The 15318-nt window shown below is 64.2% G+C and carries 13 protein-coding genes and 1 pseudogene; 1 reads left to right on the forward strand and 13 read right to left on the reverse strand.

Going from position 1 to position 15318, the window contains the following annotated elements; all coding sequences use genetic code 11:
- Positions 1-39: 39 nt before the first annotated feature.
- The 4 genes from DYST_RS23005 to DYST_RS23020 form a co-directional block, all read right to left on the reverse strand.
- Positions 40-1467: a carbohydrate porin gene (locus tag DYST_RS23005; RefSeq protein ID WP_239948791.1), complete on the reverse strand. Its 1428-nt coding sequence runs from the start codon at positions 1465-1467 to the stop codon at positions 40-42.
- Positions 1468-1561: 94 nt separating this feature from the next.
- On the reverse strand, positions 1562-3205 hold the full coding sequence (locus DYST_RS23010) for an NRAMP family divalent metal transporter (RefSeq protein ID WP_239948792.1): 1644 nt from the start codon (positions 3203-3205) through the stop codon (positions 1562-1564).
- A gap of 108 nt (positions 3206-3313) precedes the next feature.
- Complete coding sequence (locus DYST_RS23015; RefSeq protein WP_239948794.1) at positions 3314-3742, reverse strand: S-adenosylmethionine decarboxylase; 429 nt, start codon at positions 3740-3742, stop codon at positions 3314-3316.
- A gap of 1155 nt (positions 3743-4897) precedes the next feature.
- Positions 4898-5956: a DMT family transporter gene (locus DYST_RS23020; RefSeq protein ID WP_275666900.1), complete on the reverse strand. Its 1059-nt coding sequence runs from the start codon at positions 5954-5956 to the stop codon at positions 4898-4900.
- 161 nt (positions 5957-6117) lie between these two features.
- Here DYST_RS23020 and DYST_RS23025 point away from each other — a divergent pair, with 161 nt between their 5' ends.
- Complete coding sequence (locus DYST_RS23025; RefSeq protein ID WP_239948796.1) at positions 6118-7116, forward strand: LLM class flavin-dependent oxidoreductase; 999 nt, start codon at positions 6118-6120, stop codon at positions 7114-7116.
- A 1-nt stretch (position 7117) separates the two neighbouring features.
- Here the strand turns inward: DYST_RS23025 and DYST_RS23030 are convergent, their stop codons facing one another.
- The 9 genes and pseudogenes from DYST_RS23030 to DYST_RS23070 all read right to left on the reverse strand — a co-directional run bounded on the left by DYST_RS23030 (position 7118) and on the right by DYST_RS23070 (position 15096).
- Positions 7118-8158: an HDOD domain-containing protein gene (locus DYST_RS23030; RefSeq protein WP_239948798.1), complete on the reverse strand. Its 1041-nt coding sequence runs from the start codon at positions 8156-8158 to the stop codon at positions 7118-7120.
- Between the two features lie 98 nt (positions 8159-8256).
- Positions 8257-9519, reverse strand: coding sequence for a TIGR03862 family flavoprotein (locus tag DYST_RS23035; protein WP_239948799.1), 1263 nt, complete (start codon positions 9517-9519; stop codon positions 8257-8259).
- A 52-nt stretch (positions 9520-9571) separates the two neighbouring features.
- Positions 9572-10321: a slipin family protein gene (locus tag DYST_RS23040; RefSeq protein ID WP_102304951.1), complete on the reverse strand. Its 750-nt coding sequence runs from the start codon at positions 10319-10321 to the stop codon at positions 9572-9574.
- A 26-nt stretch (positions 10322-10347) separates the two neighbouring features.
- Positions 10348-11715: an NfeD family protein gene (locus DYST_RS23045; protein ID WP_239948801.1), complete on the reverse strand. Its 1368-nt coding sequence runs from the start codon at positions 11713-11715 to the stop codon at positions 10348-10350.
- Between the two features lie 262 nt (positions 11716-11977).
- Entirely contained in the window at positions 11978-12448 is a 471-nt protein-coding gene (locus tag DYST_RS23050; RefSeq protein ID WP_239952187.1) for a hypothetical protein, read from the reverse strand.
- Positions 12449-12568: 120 nt separating this feature from the next.
- Positions 12569-12838 carry a cell division topological specificity factor MinE gene (gene minE, locus DYST_RS23055; RefSeq protein WP_102304953.1) on the reverse strand — a complete coding sequence of 90 codons (270 nt, stop codon included), beginning with the start codon at positions 12836-12838 and terminating at the stop codon, positions 12569-12571.
- A 5-nt stretch (positions 12839-12843) separates the two neighbouring features.
- The gene (gene minD, locus DYST_RS23060) at positions 12844-13659 is read right to left on the reverse strand and encodes a septum site-determining protein MinD (protein ID WP_102304954.1); all 816 of its coding nucleotides are present in this window, start codon (positions 13657-13659) and stop codon (positions 12844-12846) included.
- Positions 13660-13701: 42 nt separating this feature from the next.
- Positions 13702-14479, reverse strand: a pseudogene (minC, locus tag DYST_RS23065) (septum site-determining protein MinC).
- Entirely contained in the window at positions 14476-15096 is a 621-nt protein-coding gene (locus DYST_RS23070) for a GNAT family N-acetyltransferase (protein WP_102304956.1), read from the reverse strand. Before DYST_RS23070 ends, minC begins: the two are co-directional and overlap by 4 nt.
- Between the last annotated feature and the right edge of the window lie 222 nt (positions 15097-15318).

Here is a 15318-nt window from a genome sequence, read left to right on the forward strand (position 1 = left end):
CAACGGCGGCCTCCACGAGGCCGCCGTTTTCTTCGGGACTCAGATTTCGAAGTGCAGGCGTCCGCCGAAGATCCGCACGGGCCCCTTGCGGTCGGCGTTGTAACCCGGGTTGGTGACCTGCTGGAAGTCGAAGCTCACCTGCACGCCCTTGATCACCTGGACGTTGTAGTACGCCTCGAATACCTGTTCGCGACCGTAGTGCGTTAGCTGTCCGTCGCCAAGGAAACCGCCGAGTCCGCCTGCCGCCAGATAATCGCGGTGATCCTGATTGAGTCCAGATGACGAATAGGCCAAGCCCACCGTGTCGTCGGGTCGCTTCCAGCGCATACCGTTGATCGAGACTCCGCCGGAAATGGTGTCGTCGATTTCAGTGAAGGCATACTCCTCCACTTTGTCGTCGGCCTTGCTGGCACGAAGGAAGACGCCCACGTCGTCGGTGACGCGTTGCTCCAGGCTGATGCCATACCCGGTCTTGTCCGAATCCTTGCGTACCGCCGTCACGTCCGGCACACCACCGGTAACCAGCGCTTCGTTGATCGCATCGCGGTAACTGCCGGCGAACGCGCGGTTGCGAAACACCATCACGCGGACGAGTCCCGGCTGACCATCGATGCTGTGATCGTGTTCGACCTCGAGCGTGTCACCGTGATAGCGGCCGATGTTGTAATTGAGCTTGGTGCCATTGGCGACGGTGGGCTCCATGAAACGCCCCGCGCGCACCGCCCACTCGTTCCAGTAGAGCTCGGCCGCGCCGCCAATGGTGTAGGCGCGCGCATCCGCCGCGTAGTCCCAGGCACCGTGCGTGATCATGGCCCAGTTAAGGAACTGCGTGCGCGGATCATTGGCGTAGGTGTTCTTCTCGAACAGATCGGTTTGCGTGATCTTGCCCAGCGTGATGACCAGGCGTTCGCGCTGATAGTTGCTCGCCAACTGATTGGGGCCAGCGTCAACGTGGAACGTCTCGCCACCGAGGTTGATCACCTGGCGGAGGAAGGCGCGTGCGTAGTAGCCGCGCGGCGTGGTGCCGCCGTTTTTCTGGATCTCGCCGTTGTTGATGCTGGCCAGACCATACAGGTGGGAAAACGGCAGACCTTCGACCACTTCGGGGTTCACGTAGAGCTCGCCGCCTTGCCAGAAGCGCGCACCGAGAAACGCAGTAAACGTCCAGGTGTAGCTGTGCTCCGCTTGCGGGATCAAGCTTTGCGGCCCGGTGTAAGGCGCGTCGAACGCATCCTTGTGCTGCCACACGTAGGTGGTCTGCGCGTGGGCGCTCCAGCGGTCCTCGTGGGTATCGACATCGCTCGACGGTTGCGGCTCGCGCGAAGGCACGGCGGCACGGTCGTCGGCCGTCGTCGGTGCAGGCGTGTCGGTGTCCACATCGGCTGCGTGAGCGGCCGAGGCGAGGCAACCGGCCAGGAACGCTGCAGATAGTGTGCGGCGCGCGAGAGGGGCGAGGGTTGGGTACATGGCAAGTCCTTTGACGATAAAAACGGGCAAAAAGCGTCCTGACACCCTCGCCAGGCGAGGGTGTTGAAGAGAGGTCCGGTCAATCAGTGGGTGACTAGTGCTTGGCGACGATCATCTGTACGACCTTCACGATGGCCATGATCAAAGCGGCCGCGAGATAGGCGCGCAGCACGCCCAACCACAGGCGACGACGCACGCTCATCTGCGCGGAAGGCAAGGTGTGCAGCGGTGGCATGCGCCAGTGTTCACGGCCTTCACGATGGATAGGTTCAGCGTGCGGTACACCGCGCAGGCGACGTGCTGCAAAAAGGCCAAGCGCAACGACGGCCGTCAGCGCCATGCCGCCCACGAGGATGCTGAGGATCTGCGCGCTGCTGATGGACGGATAAAGCACGGATGCGGTGAGGATGATCGACAGCAGCACCAGCACCGCGACCACGATGCCAGTGAAGATGTTCGTCAGGCGTCCGTTGACCCACGGGCCGAGCACGGCCTTGTCGTTGCACAACAGCAGCAGGAACACCGAGGCGCCGGGAAGCAGGATGCCGGCCAGCGTTTGCACTGCGTTGGTGATCAGGCCCAGCGGCGAGTCGGGGATAAGCACCAGGGCTGCGGCCGCGACGATCAGCAGGACATACACGCCGTAGAACGTCTTGGCATCGGAAGGCTTGCGGTGCAGCGAGTGATTGATCGCGAACACGTCACCGATCGCGTAGGCCGTCGATAGCGACACGGCTGCCGCACCGATGATGCTCGCGTCAATCAGCGCAATCGAGAACAGCGTGGCAGGTACTTCGCCTACATACTTGGCAACGCCGGCGGCCACTGCGGCGGCGTCAGCGAATTGCCCCATCTCAGGACGGCCGGCGAAGGTGGCCGCGCTGAAACCCATCATGGCGATGGCGCCCACGATCACCAGCACGATGCCAACGACCAGATCGATCTTTTCGTAAGTCATGAAACGCGGCGTGATGCGCTTATCGATGACGTAGCTTTGCTGGAAGAACAACTGCCACGGGGCCACCGTAGTGCCGACGATAGCGATGATCAGCAGCATCACTTCGCTCAGTGGCGCGCCTTTCGGCATGCCCGGTACCACCATGTCATGCAGCACCTGATGCATCGGCGGATGCACCATCACCAGCACGGGCACCAGCAGCAGGCTGCCCAGCACCAACATGAGCGAGAAACGTTCAAAACGCCGGAAATTGCCCGTACTGGCGGCTAGGATGATCATCAGCGCCGATATCGCTACGCCCCAGTAGCGCGGAATACCCAGATGATCGAGGCCGAGACTGATGCCGATGAACTCAGTCACGATGGTGAGTGCGTTGAGGATGAACAGGTCGATGACGCTGAACGCACCCCAAAATTTGCCGAAGCGCTCCAGGATGAGTCGTGCATGGCCGACACCGGTGACGGTGCCGAGGCGTAGCACCATTTCCTGATTCACATAGAGCACGGGTATCAGCAGCGTCAGCGTCCACAGCAGCGCAGTGCCGTAATTCTGGCCGGCCTGCGTGTAGGTGCTGAAGGCGCCAGCGTCGTTGTCGCCGACCATGACGATCAAGCCCGGGCCAAGGATGGCGAGCAGGGTGCGCCAGCGTGCTCCCCAACTGGTTCGTCGCCCGGTGTCGTGGCGGGAGATGGTCCCCAGTGCGCCGTGGATGTCGCCAACGTGGGCGCTGTCGAGCACGGCCGAGTTACTGTGGTCTTGCGATGCGTGTGTATTGAGCATGGAACACCATGGTTGCCCAGCGATGTCGTGACATCGCCGGGTCCTTGCGAAAGGGATGTTGCCGAGCGCGGGTGCGCTGCGACGTGGCGGAAAATCGAGGGCCGGGTACTAGGCGGCACGCCACCTCTCTGCGCCGAAGGTCTGGGTGGGTGTGATGGGCAGGCGCCCGGCGGGCATCGCATCGGTGCCGTGCTGCACGCGATGCAGCACCGTACGCGCCGGCTTGAAGTCGTCGCAGAGGCCGGTCAGCAACTGGAACATCGCCGCGACGTCCGTGTGGTGCGACGGAACGGCGTACAGGTCGACGTTGATCGAATCGCGATCAGGAAAGGTACGCACGACGATGTGCAGGTCGTCCGCCATGACCGCGCCGATCACGCCTCGATGGGCTGAAACGGTGAAGAAGTCATAGGTAATCGCTATGTGGTGCCGCATCACGTGCTCGACGCAAAGCGCACGGATGGCTTCAGGGTCGCGCAACGCGCTCAGCGACGCGCGGCAATCGAACCATTCGCCAAGGAAATGCATGCTGTTCATGAGTGAATCTCGCGCAGGTCTACCGCGACGGCCATCGCGCAGGCGCTATCGGGCGGTGAGCGCACACACGCTCACGCCTGCGCCTGGCGCAAGCCAGCACGGGTGACGAAAGAAGACAGGGATGGATGCGACGATGGATCTATCGTCGCAACGGGCGCATCAACGCGCCGGACGCGCGATGTCAGCGCGTTGGAGGGCGCATATCAGCGTGGATGTCCCGACGCGGCATGCTTGCAGGCTGTCGAAGGGGAGGGGGCATCGCAGGTGGCGCGCCATACGGTGAGGTGGCCTGCCAACGGCAGCGCAGTGCGCCCGTTGCCGGGTCTCGCGTCCAGCGTGCCGTCAGCGGATGGATGCGCACCTCGACTTCCTCACGGCGAGGGCCGCGTGGTGTCATGGCATAGCGGATGTTGTATAGCCGTCCGGGCGGCGCAAAGCGACGGCCCGCACGACGGCGGCCGGGCCCGATGTGGCCCGTCACGGAATGAAAGAGGTTCATGACTCACCTCCTGTTCGCGCGCAGCGACGCAGGAGGCGGCCGGACTTCCCTGAGACCAGGAAAGCGCCGGTCGACCGCATACGGTCGCCACAGGCGTCCAAGTTGTCTACACGGCGCGCCAACATCGGATAGGTGCATCCAACATTGGCGCTGCTACTAGGGTAACTGTCCATTTCTCGCAGGTTGATAACCAGACAAGTGCCACGGGAGGGCCGGAAGAGCCTGTTCACGATCTCCGCACAGCCCGCGTTGTTCTTGAGTGGTCGCCCGGCGGCAGTGCGTGGCGCAGCGCCTGCCTGGTGGGCAGGTCAAGCCGCGCGCTGTCGTTGGGTGGCCACTCAAGAACAACCTTCCGGGCCGGATCTGTTTGCCCCCAGGTCGGCGTCATCACTCAGTCGTGTACGGACGTACACTCCTTCGTTCTTCCTTGTCCTGCGTGCAAACAGCTTCCGGCGCGGGCTATGCGGAGATCGTGAACAGGCTCTCAGGCGCGGGCACGATACTCAGCCCAGTTGCCGCGTGTCAACGAAAATTTTCCAATTGAAACAATGTATCGCAAGCGTTTTGGGGTCGGCATGGAATGGACGGCCAAACGTCTTTCGGCGCTGACCCTCGGGCGGCGTTGCTGCAAGGCCTTCACGTCTCGGTACGTGTTTTCACGCATGGCCGTGGCGATGATGGATGTCCGGGTAGTGCGGGTGCGTGTGCGTGATGGGCGTGTGCTGGTGCGGATGCGTGTGCGGTTCCGTGCCGTCCCAGTCGAAATCGTGTTCGTGCTGGTGATGCTCATCGTGGACATGGCGATGCGCGTGGAGCATCGCTTCATGCGTGTGCTCGTGTTCGTGCCGCTCGGTCAGGTGCAGCCAGACGCCCGTGCCCATCAAGGCGGCAGCCAGCCAAAACATCGTGGATGCGTGTTCGCCAAAGCAAAGGATGGCGATGGCGGCGCCGATGAACGGCGCCGTGGAAAAGTAGGCGCCGGTGCGTGCCGTGCCCAGGCCGCGCAGGGCGAGCACGAATAGCACGAGGCTGATGCCATAGCCGAGCAGGCCGATCAGCATGGCCGGCATCGCTTGCGTCCACGACGGCCACGCAGCGCCAATAGCCAGTCCCACCGCGGTGTTGATAACACCGGCCACGGCACCCTTGCCGCCCGCAAGGAACAACGCATCCTGCGCGGAGACCTTGCGCGTGAGATTGTTGTCGATGGCCCAGCACAAGCACGCGCCACCGATCGCGACGGGGCCGATCCACGAACCCTGGCCGTGACCCGTACTTGACCAGGAAAGCAGCAAGCCACCGGCGACAATGAGCAACATACCGGCGACGATGCGTCGATCCGCGTTTTCCTTGAACACAACCCACGCGAGCAGTGCGGTAAGCACGGCTTCAAGGTTGAGCAACATGGAGGCGGTGGATGCGGTGGTTTGGACCAGCCCGAACATGAGAAGCAGTGGCCCGAGCACGCCACCGAAGATCACCGCGCCCAACCACCACCACCATTCACTCGCGGGCATGGTCGGCAGTTGCAGCGACCGGTCGCGCACGATGCGGATCAGGTTCAAGCCTATGCCGCTGCCGAGGTAGAGCAGGCCGGCCAGCAGGAAGGGCGAGGTCTGGCCGACCAGCTGCTTGGCAAACGGGGTGCTGGCGCCGAACAGCGCTGCCGCCAGCAGGGCAGCGGCGACGGGGCGGGAGAGCATCATCTTGGTCATGGCCTTTCCGGGGCGAGGCGCCGCAAGGCGCGTGCTTAGTGGGCGTGGGACATCATTGTAGGCCGATCCCATGTGGTCTCCGTTCGTAGGCGCGTTCGCCGAAGGGCTGGCTTTTTCCCGGCAAGCCCCCACGTGTGGAGCTTCCCCGTCGAGGAAGTCTCATGATTCCTTTCTCTGTACTCGATCTGGCGCCCGTCACTGAGGGCAGCAACACCACCCAGGCCTTCGCCAACACGCTGGATCTGGCGCGCCGCGCCGAGCAGTTGGGCTATACGCGCTATTGGCTGGCCGAACACCACAACATGCCGGGCATCGCCAGCGCCGCTACGGCGGTGCTGATTGGCCATGTGGCCGGCGGAACCTCGACCATTCGCGTCGGCGCGGGCGGCATCATGCTGCCCAACCACGCGCCGCTGCAGGTGGCCGAGCAGTTCGGCACGCTGGTATCGCTCTATCCCGGGCGCATCGATCTGGGGCTGGGACGTGCGCCCGGTACCGATCATCCCACCGCGCGTGCGTTGCGACGCTATTTCGACAGCGCCGATGCGTTCCCGCAGGACGTGGCCGAGCTGCTCGCTTATTTCGAACCCGCCACGCCAGAGCAACCGGTCCGTGCTGTACCGGGCGCGGGCATCGAGGTGCCCGTATGGTTGCTGGGCTCCAGCCTGTTCAGTGCGCGGCTTTCCGCGGCGATGGGCTTGCCGTTCGCTTTCGCGTCGCACTTTGCGCCGGATGCGATGGACGAAGCGCTGGCGTTGTATCGCCGTGACTTCCGTCCTTCTGCACGCCTGCCATCGCCGTACGCGATGCTGGGCGTCAATATCGTCGCGGCAGAAAGCGACGCCGAGGCGAAGCGTTTGTTTACCACGCAGCAGCAGAGTTTCATCAATCTGCGTCGTGGACGCCCGGGCCTGATCCCGCCGCCGATCGACGATATCGAGACGTACTGGACGCCGACGGAGAAGTTCGGCGTGGAGCGTGCGCTCGCCTGCGCGGTGATCGGTAGCCCCGACACGGTGAAGGAAGGCATCGAAGCCTTCGTGGCGCGTCATCGTCCCGATGAGTTGATGGTGACGGCCAACGTGTTTGACCACGAAGCGCGTTGCCGTTCGTTTGCCCTGGTAGCCGAAGTGAAGAAGCGACTCGCCGCCGCTCGTTGAGTTACGGCGGTGTCACGGTGTCGAAGCTCTGCCGCAGATCCTGCCGACAACGCGCGACCAGTTGCGGCGGGAAGGTGGCGATGGGATCGTCGCCGACACCGGAGTCGCGATCGAGCAGGCCTTGCTCGGACAGCAACTGGTACATCGCCAGCCGTTGAGCCACGTGCAATACGCGGCTCATCGGCAGCATGAGCGCGGCGCTGCCGTGTTGCGCGTGTTCTACCAGAGCCTCCTGCACGGCAGGCGGCAGCTCCCAGTGCTGTCCCGCCTGCACGGTGAGCTGCGCCGCGAGCTGGACGCAATCGTCGATGAAGGCGGGCGAGCTGGCGGGCAGCTCGGTGTTCTGCAGTTCCCTGTCCAGCAGGCGGGCCACGGCACCCAGGCCGCTATAGCCGACCAGCGCCAGCAGGTAGGATTCGAAAGCGTCGCATTGGCCTTTGCTGAGATACACCGCGGCGTGCGCGCAGCGTTCGGCGTGGTCCCACAGGCGCTGGCCGACGATCTGGCCGCTGGCACCCGCGCTGGCCATCAGAATGGGTTTCATCACGTACGACGTCACCACATGGCGCAAGCCGATCTGGCCGAGCAGCACCACGGCGTGCTGCAGGCTGCCGATGGGGTGCGCGGTGCGATAGGTGACGCTTCCGGTGACGCGCATGACCTCGCCCACCAGCACAGGGTCTCGCTTGATCAGGTCAGCCAGTTGCGCGCCGCTGAGCTTGTCGTTCTTCATCGCACGCATCAGCTGCGGCAGCACGGTGGGCATGCGGGGCAGGCTGCGTATATCGAAACGACCGCTTTCGCACTGATCTCGTAGTCGCTGCAGGATGGCCTGCTCGCGCACCTTGTTGGGCGTGTCGCCGGCGCTGACCGGCTGGTTCAGGATAAAGCGGAAGAAGCGTTCGGCGATCTCGTCGCACGGAACGGTGGCGTGAGGCGACAGCGTCTCGACAGTTAGTTCTGGATTGGGTGCAGCCGGGCGTGCCGCCGCTGGTTCCGCCGCGCGTTCACGTCCGAAGACTCTCCACCAGTTCCCCATCATCGTGCTGCCAGCCCCCCCTCGTATGGCACCCGCTCCGCTGTGTATCGGCAGCCGGCCGGAGAAACGTAGACGGGCCTTGCTGCGATGCGACGGGATGCTCAGTTATCGGCGGACACAGGCGATTGCTTGATCCAGGCGGCTGCACCCAGCCCCGCGCGCTGCCCGCTGGCGAAACAGGCGGTCAGCAGATAACCCCCGGTAGGGGCCTCCCAATCGAGCATTTCGCCAGCACAGAACACACCGGGAAGGGTCGTGAGCATCAACTGGGGAGAGAGCGCTTCCAGCCGCACGCCGCCGCCGCTGCTGATGGCTTCGTCGATGGGGCGCGGCTGCGAGAGGCGCAGTGGCAGGTGTTTGATGGTGCGGGCGAGCGTGTCGGTGTCGTGGAACTGTTCGCGGTTGAGCACTTCGTGCAGCAGCCCGGCCTTCACGCCGCTCAGGCCGGTATGCCGGCGCAGGTGTTCGCTCATGGAACGGCTGCCGCGCGGCTTGGCGAGATCGGCGCGCAGGCGCTCAAGCGGCCGGTCGGGCGACAGGTCCAGTGCGATGGTGGTGGAGCCGTGGGTGGTGATCGCATCGCGCAGCATGGATGAATAGGCGTAGATCAGGCTGCCTTCGATGCCGGTGGCGGTGATGACGCATTCGCCTTGGCGCGAGTGCTCGTTGCCGTCTTTGTCGCGCAGGTGGATCACCACCGGCTTGAGCGGGGTACCGGCGAAGCGAGTCGCCAGGTGTTCGCTCCAGCCGATGTCGAAGCCGCAGTTGGACGGCACCAGCGGCGACACGTCCACACCGCGCGCGGCGAGCGGCGCCTGCCATTGGCCGTCGGAGCCCAGCTCCGGCCAACTGCCGCCGCCCATCGCCAGCACCACGGCATCGGCACGGACACATCGCTCGCCGTCAGGTGTGGCGAAGCGCAGCGCGCCGTCATCGGTCCAGCCCAGCCAGCGATGATGGACGTGGAAGTGCACGCCATCTTCGCGCAGGCGACGCACCCAGCCGCGCAGAAGTGGGGCGGCTTTCAGGTCGCTGGGAAACACGCGGCCCGAGCTGCCGACGAAGGTCTCCACGCCGAGATCCCGAGCCCAGGCACGCAGATCATCGGCGTCGAAATCGGTCAGCCATTCGCCGACCTCGTGGGCTCGCGCACCATAGCGCTGGATGAAATCCGGTTTGGGCTCGCCATGCGTCAGGTTCATGCCGCCCTTGCCGGCGATAAGAAACTTGCGGCCCACCGAACCTTTGGCGTCGAACATGTCTACCGACACCCCAGCCGCGCGCGCGGTTTCGGCGGCCATGAGGCCGGCGGGGCCGCCGCCGATGACGGCGAGGCTGACGTGGGTAGGCGTGCTGCTGGACATGGATGATGCGCGCGGCAAACGGCCGTCCATTGTACAGGCAGCCTGGCGTAGCTCAGCCCAGCTTGTCGATCAGCGGTTTCAACAGATCCAGCGGCAGTGGAAACACGATAGTGGAGGCCTTGCCGTTGTTGGACATGTCCGACATGGTCTGCAGGTAGCGTAGCTGTAGTGCCTGTGGCTGTTGTGCGAGCAAGGCGGCGGCGTCGCGCAGCTTTTCGGCGGCCTGCAGCTCACCGTCCGCGTGGATGACTTTGGCGCGGCGCTCGCGTTCGGCCTCGGCCTGGCGGGCGATCGCCCGCACCATGGTTTCGTTGAGATCCACGTCCTTGATCTCGACGTTGGTGATCTTGATGCCCCATGGATCGGTGGCTTCGTCGAGGATCTGCTGCAGGCTGTGGTTGATCGAATCGCGTTGCGAAAGGATGTCGTCCAGCTCGTGTTGGCCCAACACCGAGCGCAGCCGCGTCTGGGCGAGTTGGCTGGTGGCCTGGAGGAAGTCGGCCACCTGCAGGATCGCCTTGTCCGGTTCCACGACGCGGAAATAGACCACTGCATTCACCCGCACAGAGACGTTGTCGCGCGAGATCACATCCTGTGGCGGCACGTCCATCACCGTCACGCGCAGGTCCACGCGGATCATGCGTTGCACGATAGGCACCAGCACGAACAGCCCCGGTCCTTTGATGCCGGTGTAGCGGCCCAGCGAGAGCACGACGCCACGCTGGTATTCCGGTAGCACTTTGATGGCAAGGAACAGCAGTGCGATGACCCAGACCACGATGACGCCGACAAAGCCGAACATGAGCATCTCCTCTGCAGTCGAATAGATCAGGCGCGCGTGACGCGCAGTAACAATCCGTCGCGTGCCACCACGCGTACGCGCGTGCCCGCCGGCAGGCTGGCTTCACAGTGCACGCGCCATTGCTCACCGCCGATACGTGCCCAGCCTTCGCCGCTCGCATCGATGTGCTGAGTGAGTTCGCCGGTGGTCAGCAGCATCTGCGTATCGCCGTTGAATACACGCGCGCGTCGCGAGCGTGTCACCGTGCGCACCAGCAGTACCAACACCACGACGGCGCCGGTCGCTATGCCGGCGATGACACCAAGATTCACGGCATACCCGGGTACGCCCGTGTTGAACAGCATGATCGATCCGATCACGAACGCGATGACGCCGCCGATGCCGATGGCACCGACCGAGGGCATCACCGCCTCTGCCACCACGAGTCCGATCCCCAGCAGCATCAGCGCCAGACCGGCGTAATTCACGGGTAGCAATTGCAAGGCATAGAGCCCGACAAGCAGGCAGATGGCGCCCGCCACGCCCGGCAGGAACACGCCGGGATGAAAGGCTTCGAGCACCAATCCGTACATGCCGGCGAGCAGCAGCAGATAGGCGATGGTGGGGTGGGTGACTAGCCCCAGCAGGTGCGTGCGCCAGTTCGGCGCGTAGTCGCGCAACGGAAGTCCGGCGAGGTGCAGCACGGTGTCCTGCCCGTCGACGCGCACGTGGCGTCCCTCAATACGAGTGAGCAGGGTGGGGATGTCGGGTGCGATCAGGTCCACCACGTGCTTCTGCGCCGCTTCGTCCGCGGTCAGGGTTTCTGCGCCTTGCACAGCCTTCACGGCCCAGTCTGCGTTGCGGCCGTTGTACTGGGCCAGCGACCGGATGGAGGCGACGGCATCGTTGAGCACTTTGTTCGATTCGGCATCCGGCGATGGCGCTGGTGTGCTGCCCGAGGCGGCTGGCGGGTTGAACGACGGCAACGGACTGCTGCCGCCGATCGGTACCGGCGTTGCTGCACCGATATGGGTGGCGGGTGCCATCGCGGCTACCGGGCAGGCATAAAGGATGTACGTGCCAGCCGACGCAGCACGCGCGCCGCCGGGGGCGACGTAACCAATGATGGGTTGGTGCGCGGCAAGGATGCTGGCGATGATCTGTCGCATCGAATCGGACAGGCCGCCAGGCGTATCGAGCTGCAGTACGACGGCACTGGCTCCATCGCGGGTGGCGCGCTGCAGGCTGTCGTCGACGTATTCCGCTGCGGCAGGGCCGATGGGGCCGGACAGATCAACGCGCGCCACGAAACCAGAGGATCGCGAAGGGACGCCTGCCTCGTTGCCGGCCACCACGGTGGCAGCCAGCGTTATTGCCAACAGCGCACCGGCCAATGTCACGAGACTTCGCGTCACGCCATGCCTCCTTGAGAGGCGCACCACCACATTGCGCCAGCGGATGTTTCGCTGGCGTGAGGCGGGGCGTTAGCGATCGCTGCGGGTGCTCGAGGCGGCAGCAAAGGCGCTGGATCCCTGCCTTCGCAGGGATGACGGTGAGGTTTCTTTTGCTGCTTTCCATCTAGACGGGCGCACCATCCTCGTCATCCCTGCGAAGGCAGGGATCCAGTGCCTTTGCCTGCAGGGAGCGAAAGCGGTAACGACGTCGGGTGGGCTACCTTCAGCTAAAAACCGGCCTTCCGACCTGATCCAGCAGGCCATGGTCGATCAACCATTGCCGCGCATTGCCGGCGTCTTGCTCGAACCACGCTCGCGCAGAGCCAAGGCGGAAGGTGTAGCCCCAGGCATCCATATCGGTCATCAGACGGACGCGGCCCACGCCGGACAATTCATCGGCCAGGACGATCTGCAGGTAGCAGGTGGCGTCCTCTTCGTCGATGGAGTCGGTGGCGTCGGTGTGCACGAAAGTGCGCCGTTCGGGTGGCAGCACGATGAGATGGCCGGCCTCGTGCAGCAGCGAATGCACCGGTGTGTCGTCACGCGCGTAAACCGTGGTGCCAATGATGCCGGCCTCCTCCTCGCCCCAGAAACTACCGGGAATGGGGATGCCGGGTTCCACGCGTTCGAGCGCCAGCCCGTAGCGGGCGAGCAGGTTCGCGGGCGCCTCGAAGCCGGTCTCGGCCAAGCGCATCACGTTCGTTTCGTGGGTGGGGAGTGACGAGGGGACTGACATGGGATGAAAGTCGCCGCCGGTTTACGGCGGCGACACCTGCAGGTTTGTGAGTGGCGCGACGCAGGTCGCGCCACGACATCAGCCGGGTTTGGCTTCGGCGTGTTCGGGCAGCGCTACCGAAAGCTCGAGGATCTCGTGTCCGCTGTCGCGCTCGACGTTGATGTTGATCGCGTCGAGGTCGACGTGGACGTATTTCTTGATCACTTCGAGCAGCTCGTTGCGCAGCAACGGCAGGTAGTCGGGAGCGCCACGGGTGGAGCGCTCCTGAGCCACGATGATGCGAAGTCGCTCCTTGGCGAGTCCAGCGGTGGGTTCCGGCTTGCGCTTCAGGAAATCAAGAATACCCATCGCGATCAGCCTCCGAATACGCGCTGGAAGAAGCCCTTCTTAGGCACCTCAAGAAAACGCAGGGCACGTTCCTCGCCGAGGATGCGCGCCACTGTGTCGCTATAGGCCTGACCCGCGAACGAGTTGTCGTCCAGAATCACCGGCACGCCCGCGTTCGACGCGGCCAGCACGTTCTCGGATTCCGGGATGACGCCGACGACATTGATGCCGAGGATTTCCTCGACGTCCTTCACGCTCAGCATTTCACCCACGGCCACGCGGGCCGGGTTATAGCGGGTCAGCAGCAGGTGCTGCTTGATGGCTCCGTCGCCGCGCTCGGCGCGCCGTGTTTTGCTGGCGAGCAGGCCAAGGATGCGATCCGAATCGCGCACCGAGGACACTTCCGGGTTCACCACGACGACGGCGTGGTCGGCGAAATACATCGCCAGGTGCGCGCCCTTTTCGATACCGGCCGGCGAATCGCACACGACGAAGTCGAAGCCTTCCTTGCCCAGGTCTTCGAGTACCTTCTCCACGCCTTCCTGAGTAAGCGCGTCTTTGTCGCGCGTCTGGCTGGCAGCGAGCACGTAGAGGTTCTCGTAGCGCTTGTCCTTGATCAGCGCCTGCTTGAGCGTGGCTTCGCCGTGCACGACGTTGACGAAGTCGTACACCACGCGCCGCTCACAGCCCATGATCAGGTCGAGGTTGCGCAGGCCGACGTCGAAATCGATCACCGCGACTTTCTTGCCGGCCATGGCGAGGCCCGTGGCAAGCGAGGCACTGGTCGTGGTTTTGCCCACGCCACCCTTGCCCGAGGTGACAACGATAATCTCAGCAGTCAAGGCTCATCTCCGCGTAATGCTTTGTTGTAGTAATGGCGATCGTCACAGCTTGGCGATCAGCAGTTTTTCCCCTTCGAGCCAGCATCGCACAGACTGGCCTTCCAGGTCCTTTGGAATTTGTTCCATCACGCGGTAGTGGCCGGCGATGGCCACCAACTCTGCGCGGAAATCCGAAATGTATATGCGCGCTTTCTCATCGCCCTGTGCGCCGGCCATCGCACGGCCACGCAAGCTGCCGTAGATGTGGATGCTGCCGTCGGCGATCACTTCTGCCGCGTTGGCGATGGTGCCGTTGACGACCAGATCGCGATCACGTGCATACACCTGTTGACCTGAACGCACGGTGCCGTCGACGTACTGCGCGCCGAGCACGGGCGCAGCGACCGGCGCCGGCTCCTGGTGTACAGGCTCCGCGCGGCGCACGGGTTCCGGCGCCGGGGCGGCTGGTGCCGGCGGCGCGATGCTGCCGCCATCAGCCGGCTCATACGCGGCGCGGAACTTGGCAATCAATGGCAAGCCCATGCGCTGCGCTAGTGCGTCGACGTCGCTGGTGCCGTAGGCGAGGCCCACGGGCAGCATGCCGGCGCTGCGCACCGCTTCGAGCAGTGCGTCGACCGTACCGTCATCGGGCAGGGTCAACAGATGGCTCAGATCCAGCACCACGGCAGCGCGGGAGAACAGTTGGGGGGGCCGTGCGTACGCGGCGCTCCAGCTCTTCGCAGAGTGCGGCGGCATCCACGCGTTTGATGCGTACGTTGGCTATGCCGACCTGGCCGAAGCGCAGGTCACAGGCGTCTTGTGTATCCATTCTTGCATTCATGGGCGTCGCTCTCCCGCGAGGCGGCGCTGGGGGGTATCGGGGTGGACGGGGCGTTCGCGTTCGGCCAGCCACGGCACATCGGGCAGGCCGTCGTGGTCCAGATAGGTTTCGCGCACGAAAGCATAGCTTGGCAGGTCTTTGGCGAGCAGGCTCACCTGTGGACCTTCCGCGCCCATGCGTTGCTGGCCCACTTCCTGGAAGCCGTAGGTGCCGTGGAACAGCACCACCACGTCGTCGCGCGGCTCCAGGAACACTTCGCAGGTCAGCAGCGGCACGCGCACTTCGGCAAAGCTGGTGACGTCGCAATAGAAGATGCGACCCAGCCCGTGGCGACGGTAGGCGTTGGCGATGACGATGCGATCGATGTAGGCGAACTGCGGATAGTGCTCGGAGAACCAGTGATAGTTCGGGCTGTCGTAATCGCGACCTTCGCGCAGGGCAATGAGGAACCCGGCCAGGTGGCCATCGATCTCGGCCACGCGAAAATAGTCCGCGTGTTCGTAGAAGTAGCGCAGCTGTGCCGCGTCCAGGGCGAGGATGGTGCGGCCGGCGGCGTTGTTGAGCGCCAGTACGGCATCCAGGTCGTGCTCGCGCACGTCGCGGATGGCAAGGGCCATTCGTTGCTCCGCTTTGCTGTGATTCGAGGGTAAGACCGTTGGATTGGCCCCGCGTGACGCCGCGCATTATGACATGTGACTGGCGGCCGCACATATCACGGCGCACCATGTAAAACCTTTGTAAAACGCCATCGGGCGTGCGAGCCGACGTATCAGCAGGCATGTCTTCCGGCAGGGGGAGGGTAGTGACTTCTCACGCATTGCACCACGCCTGCCGGTGGC

The organism is Dyella terrae, from assembly GCF_022394535.1.
In the GTDB taxonomy this organism is placed as follows: domain Bacteria; phylum Pseudomonadota; class Gammaproteobacteria; order Xanthomonadales; family Rhodanobacteraceae; genus Dyella.

Bases quoted from the DNA above. Each gene is read 5' to 3' on its own strand.
- DYST_RS23040 (WP_102304951.1), bottom strand. From the start codon at position 10,321: ATGTTCGGCTTTGTCGGCGTCATCGTGGTCTGGGTCATCGCACTGCTG.
- DYST_RS23070 (WP_102304956.1), bottom strand. From the start codon at position 15,096: ATGGCCCTTGCCATCCGCGACGTGCGCGAGCACGACCTGGATGCCGTA.
- DYST_RS23035 (WP_239948799.1), bottom strand. From the start codon at position 9,519: ATGTCCAGCAGCACGCCTACCCACGTCAGCCTCGCCGTCATCGGCGGC.
- DYST_RS23005 (WP_239948791.1), bottom strand. From the start codon at position 1,467: ATGTACCCAACCCTCGCCCCTCTCGCGCGCCGCACACTATCTGCAGCG.
- minE (WP_102304953.1), bottom strand. From the start codon at position 12,838: ATGGGTATTCTTGATTTCCTGAAGCGCAAGCCGGAACCCACCGCTGGA.
- DYST_RS23015 (WP_239948794.1), bottom strand. From the start codon at position 3,742: ATGAACAGCATGCATTTCCTTGGCGAATGGTTCGATTGCCGCGCGTCG.
- DYST_RS23010 (WP_239948792.1), bottom strand. From the start codon at position 3,205: ATGCTCAATACACACGCATCGCAAGACCACAGTAACTCGGCCGTGCTC.
- DYST_RS23025 (WP_239948796.1), top strand. From the start codon at position 6,118: ATGATTCCTTTCTCTGTACTCGATCTGGCGCCCGTCACTGAGGGCAGC.
- DYST_RS23030 (WP_239948798.1), bottom strand. From the start codon at position 8,158: ATGATGGGGAACTGGTGGAGAGTCTTCGGACGTGAACGCGCGGCGGAA.
- DYST_RS23050 (WP_239952187.1), bottom strand. From the start codon at position 12,448: ATGCGCTTGGCCGAGACCGGCTTCGAGGCGCCCGCGAACCTGCTCGCC.
- DYST_RS23020 (WP_275666900.1), bottom strand. From the start codon at position 5,956: ATGACCAAGATGATGCTCTCCCGCCCCGTCGCCGCTGCCCTGCTGGCG.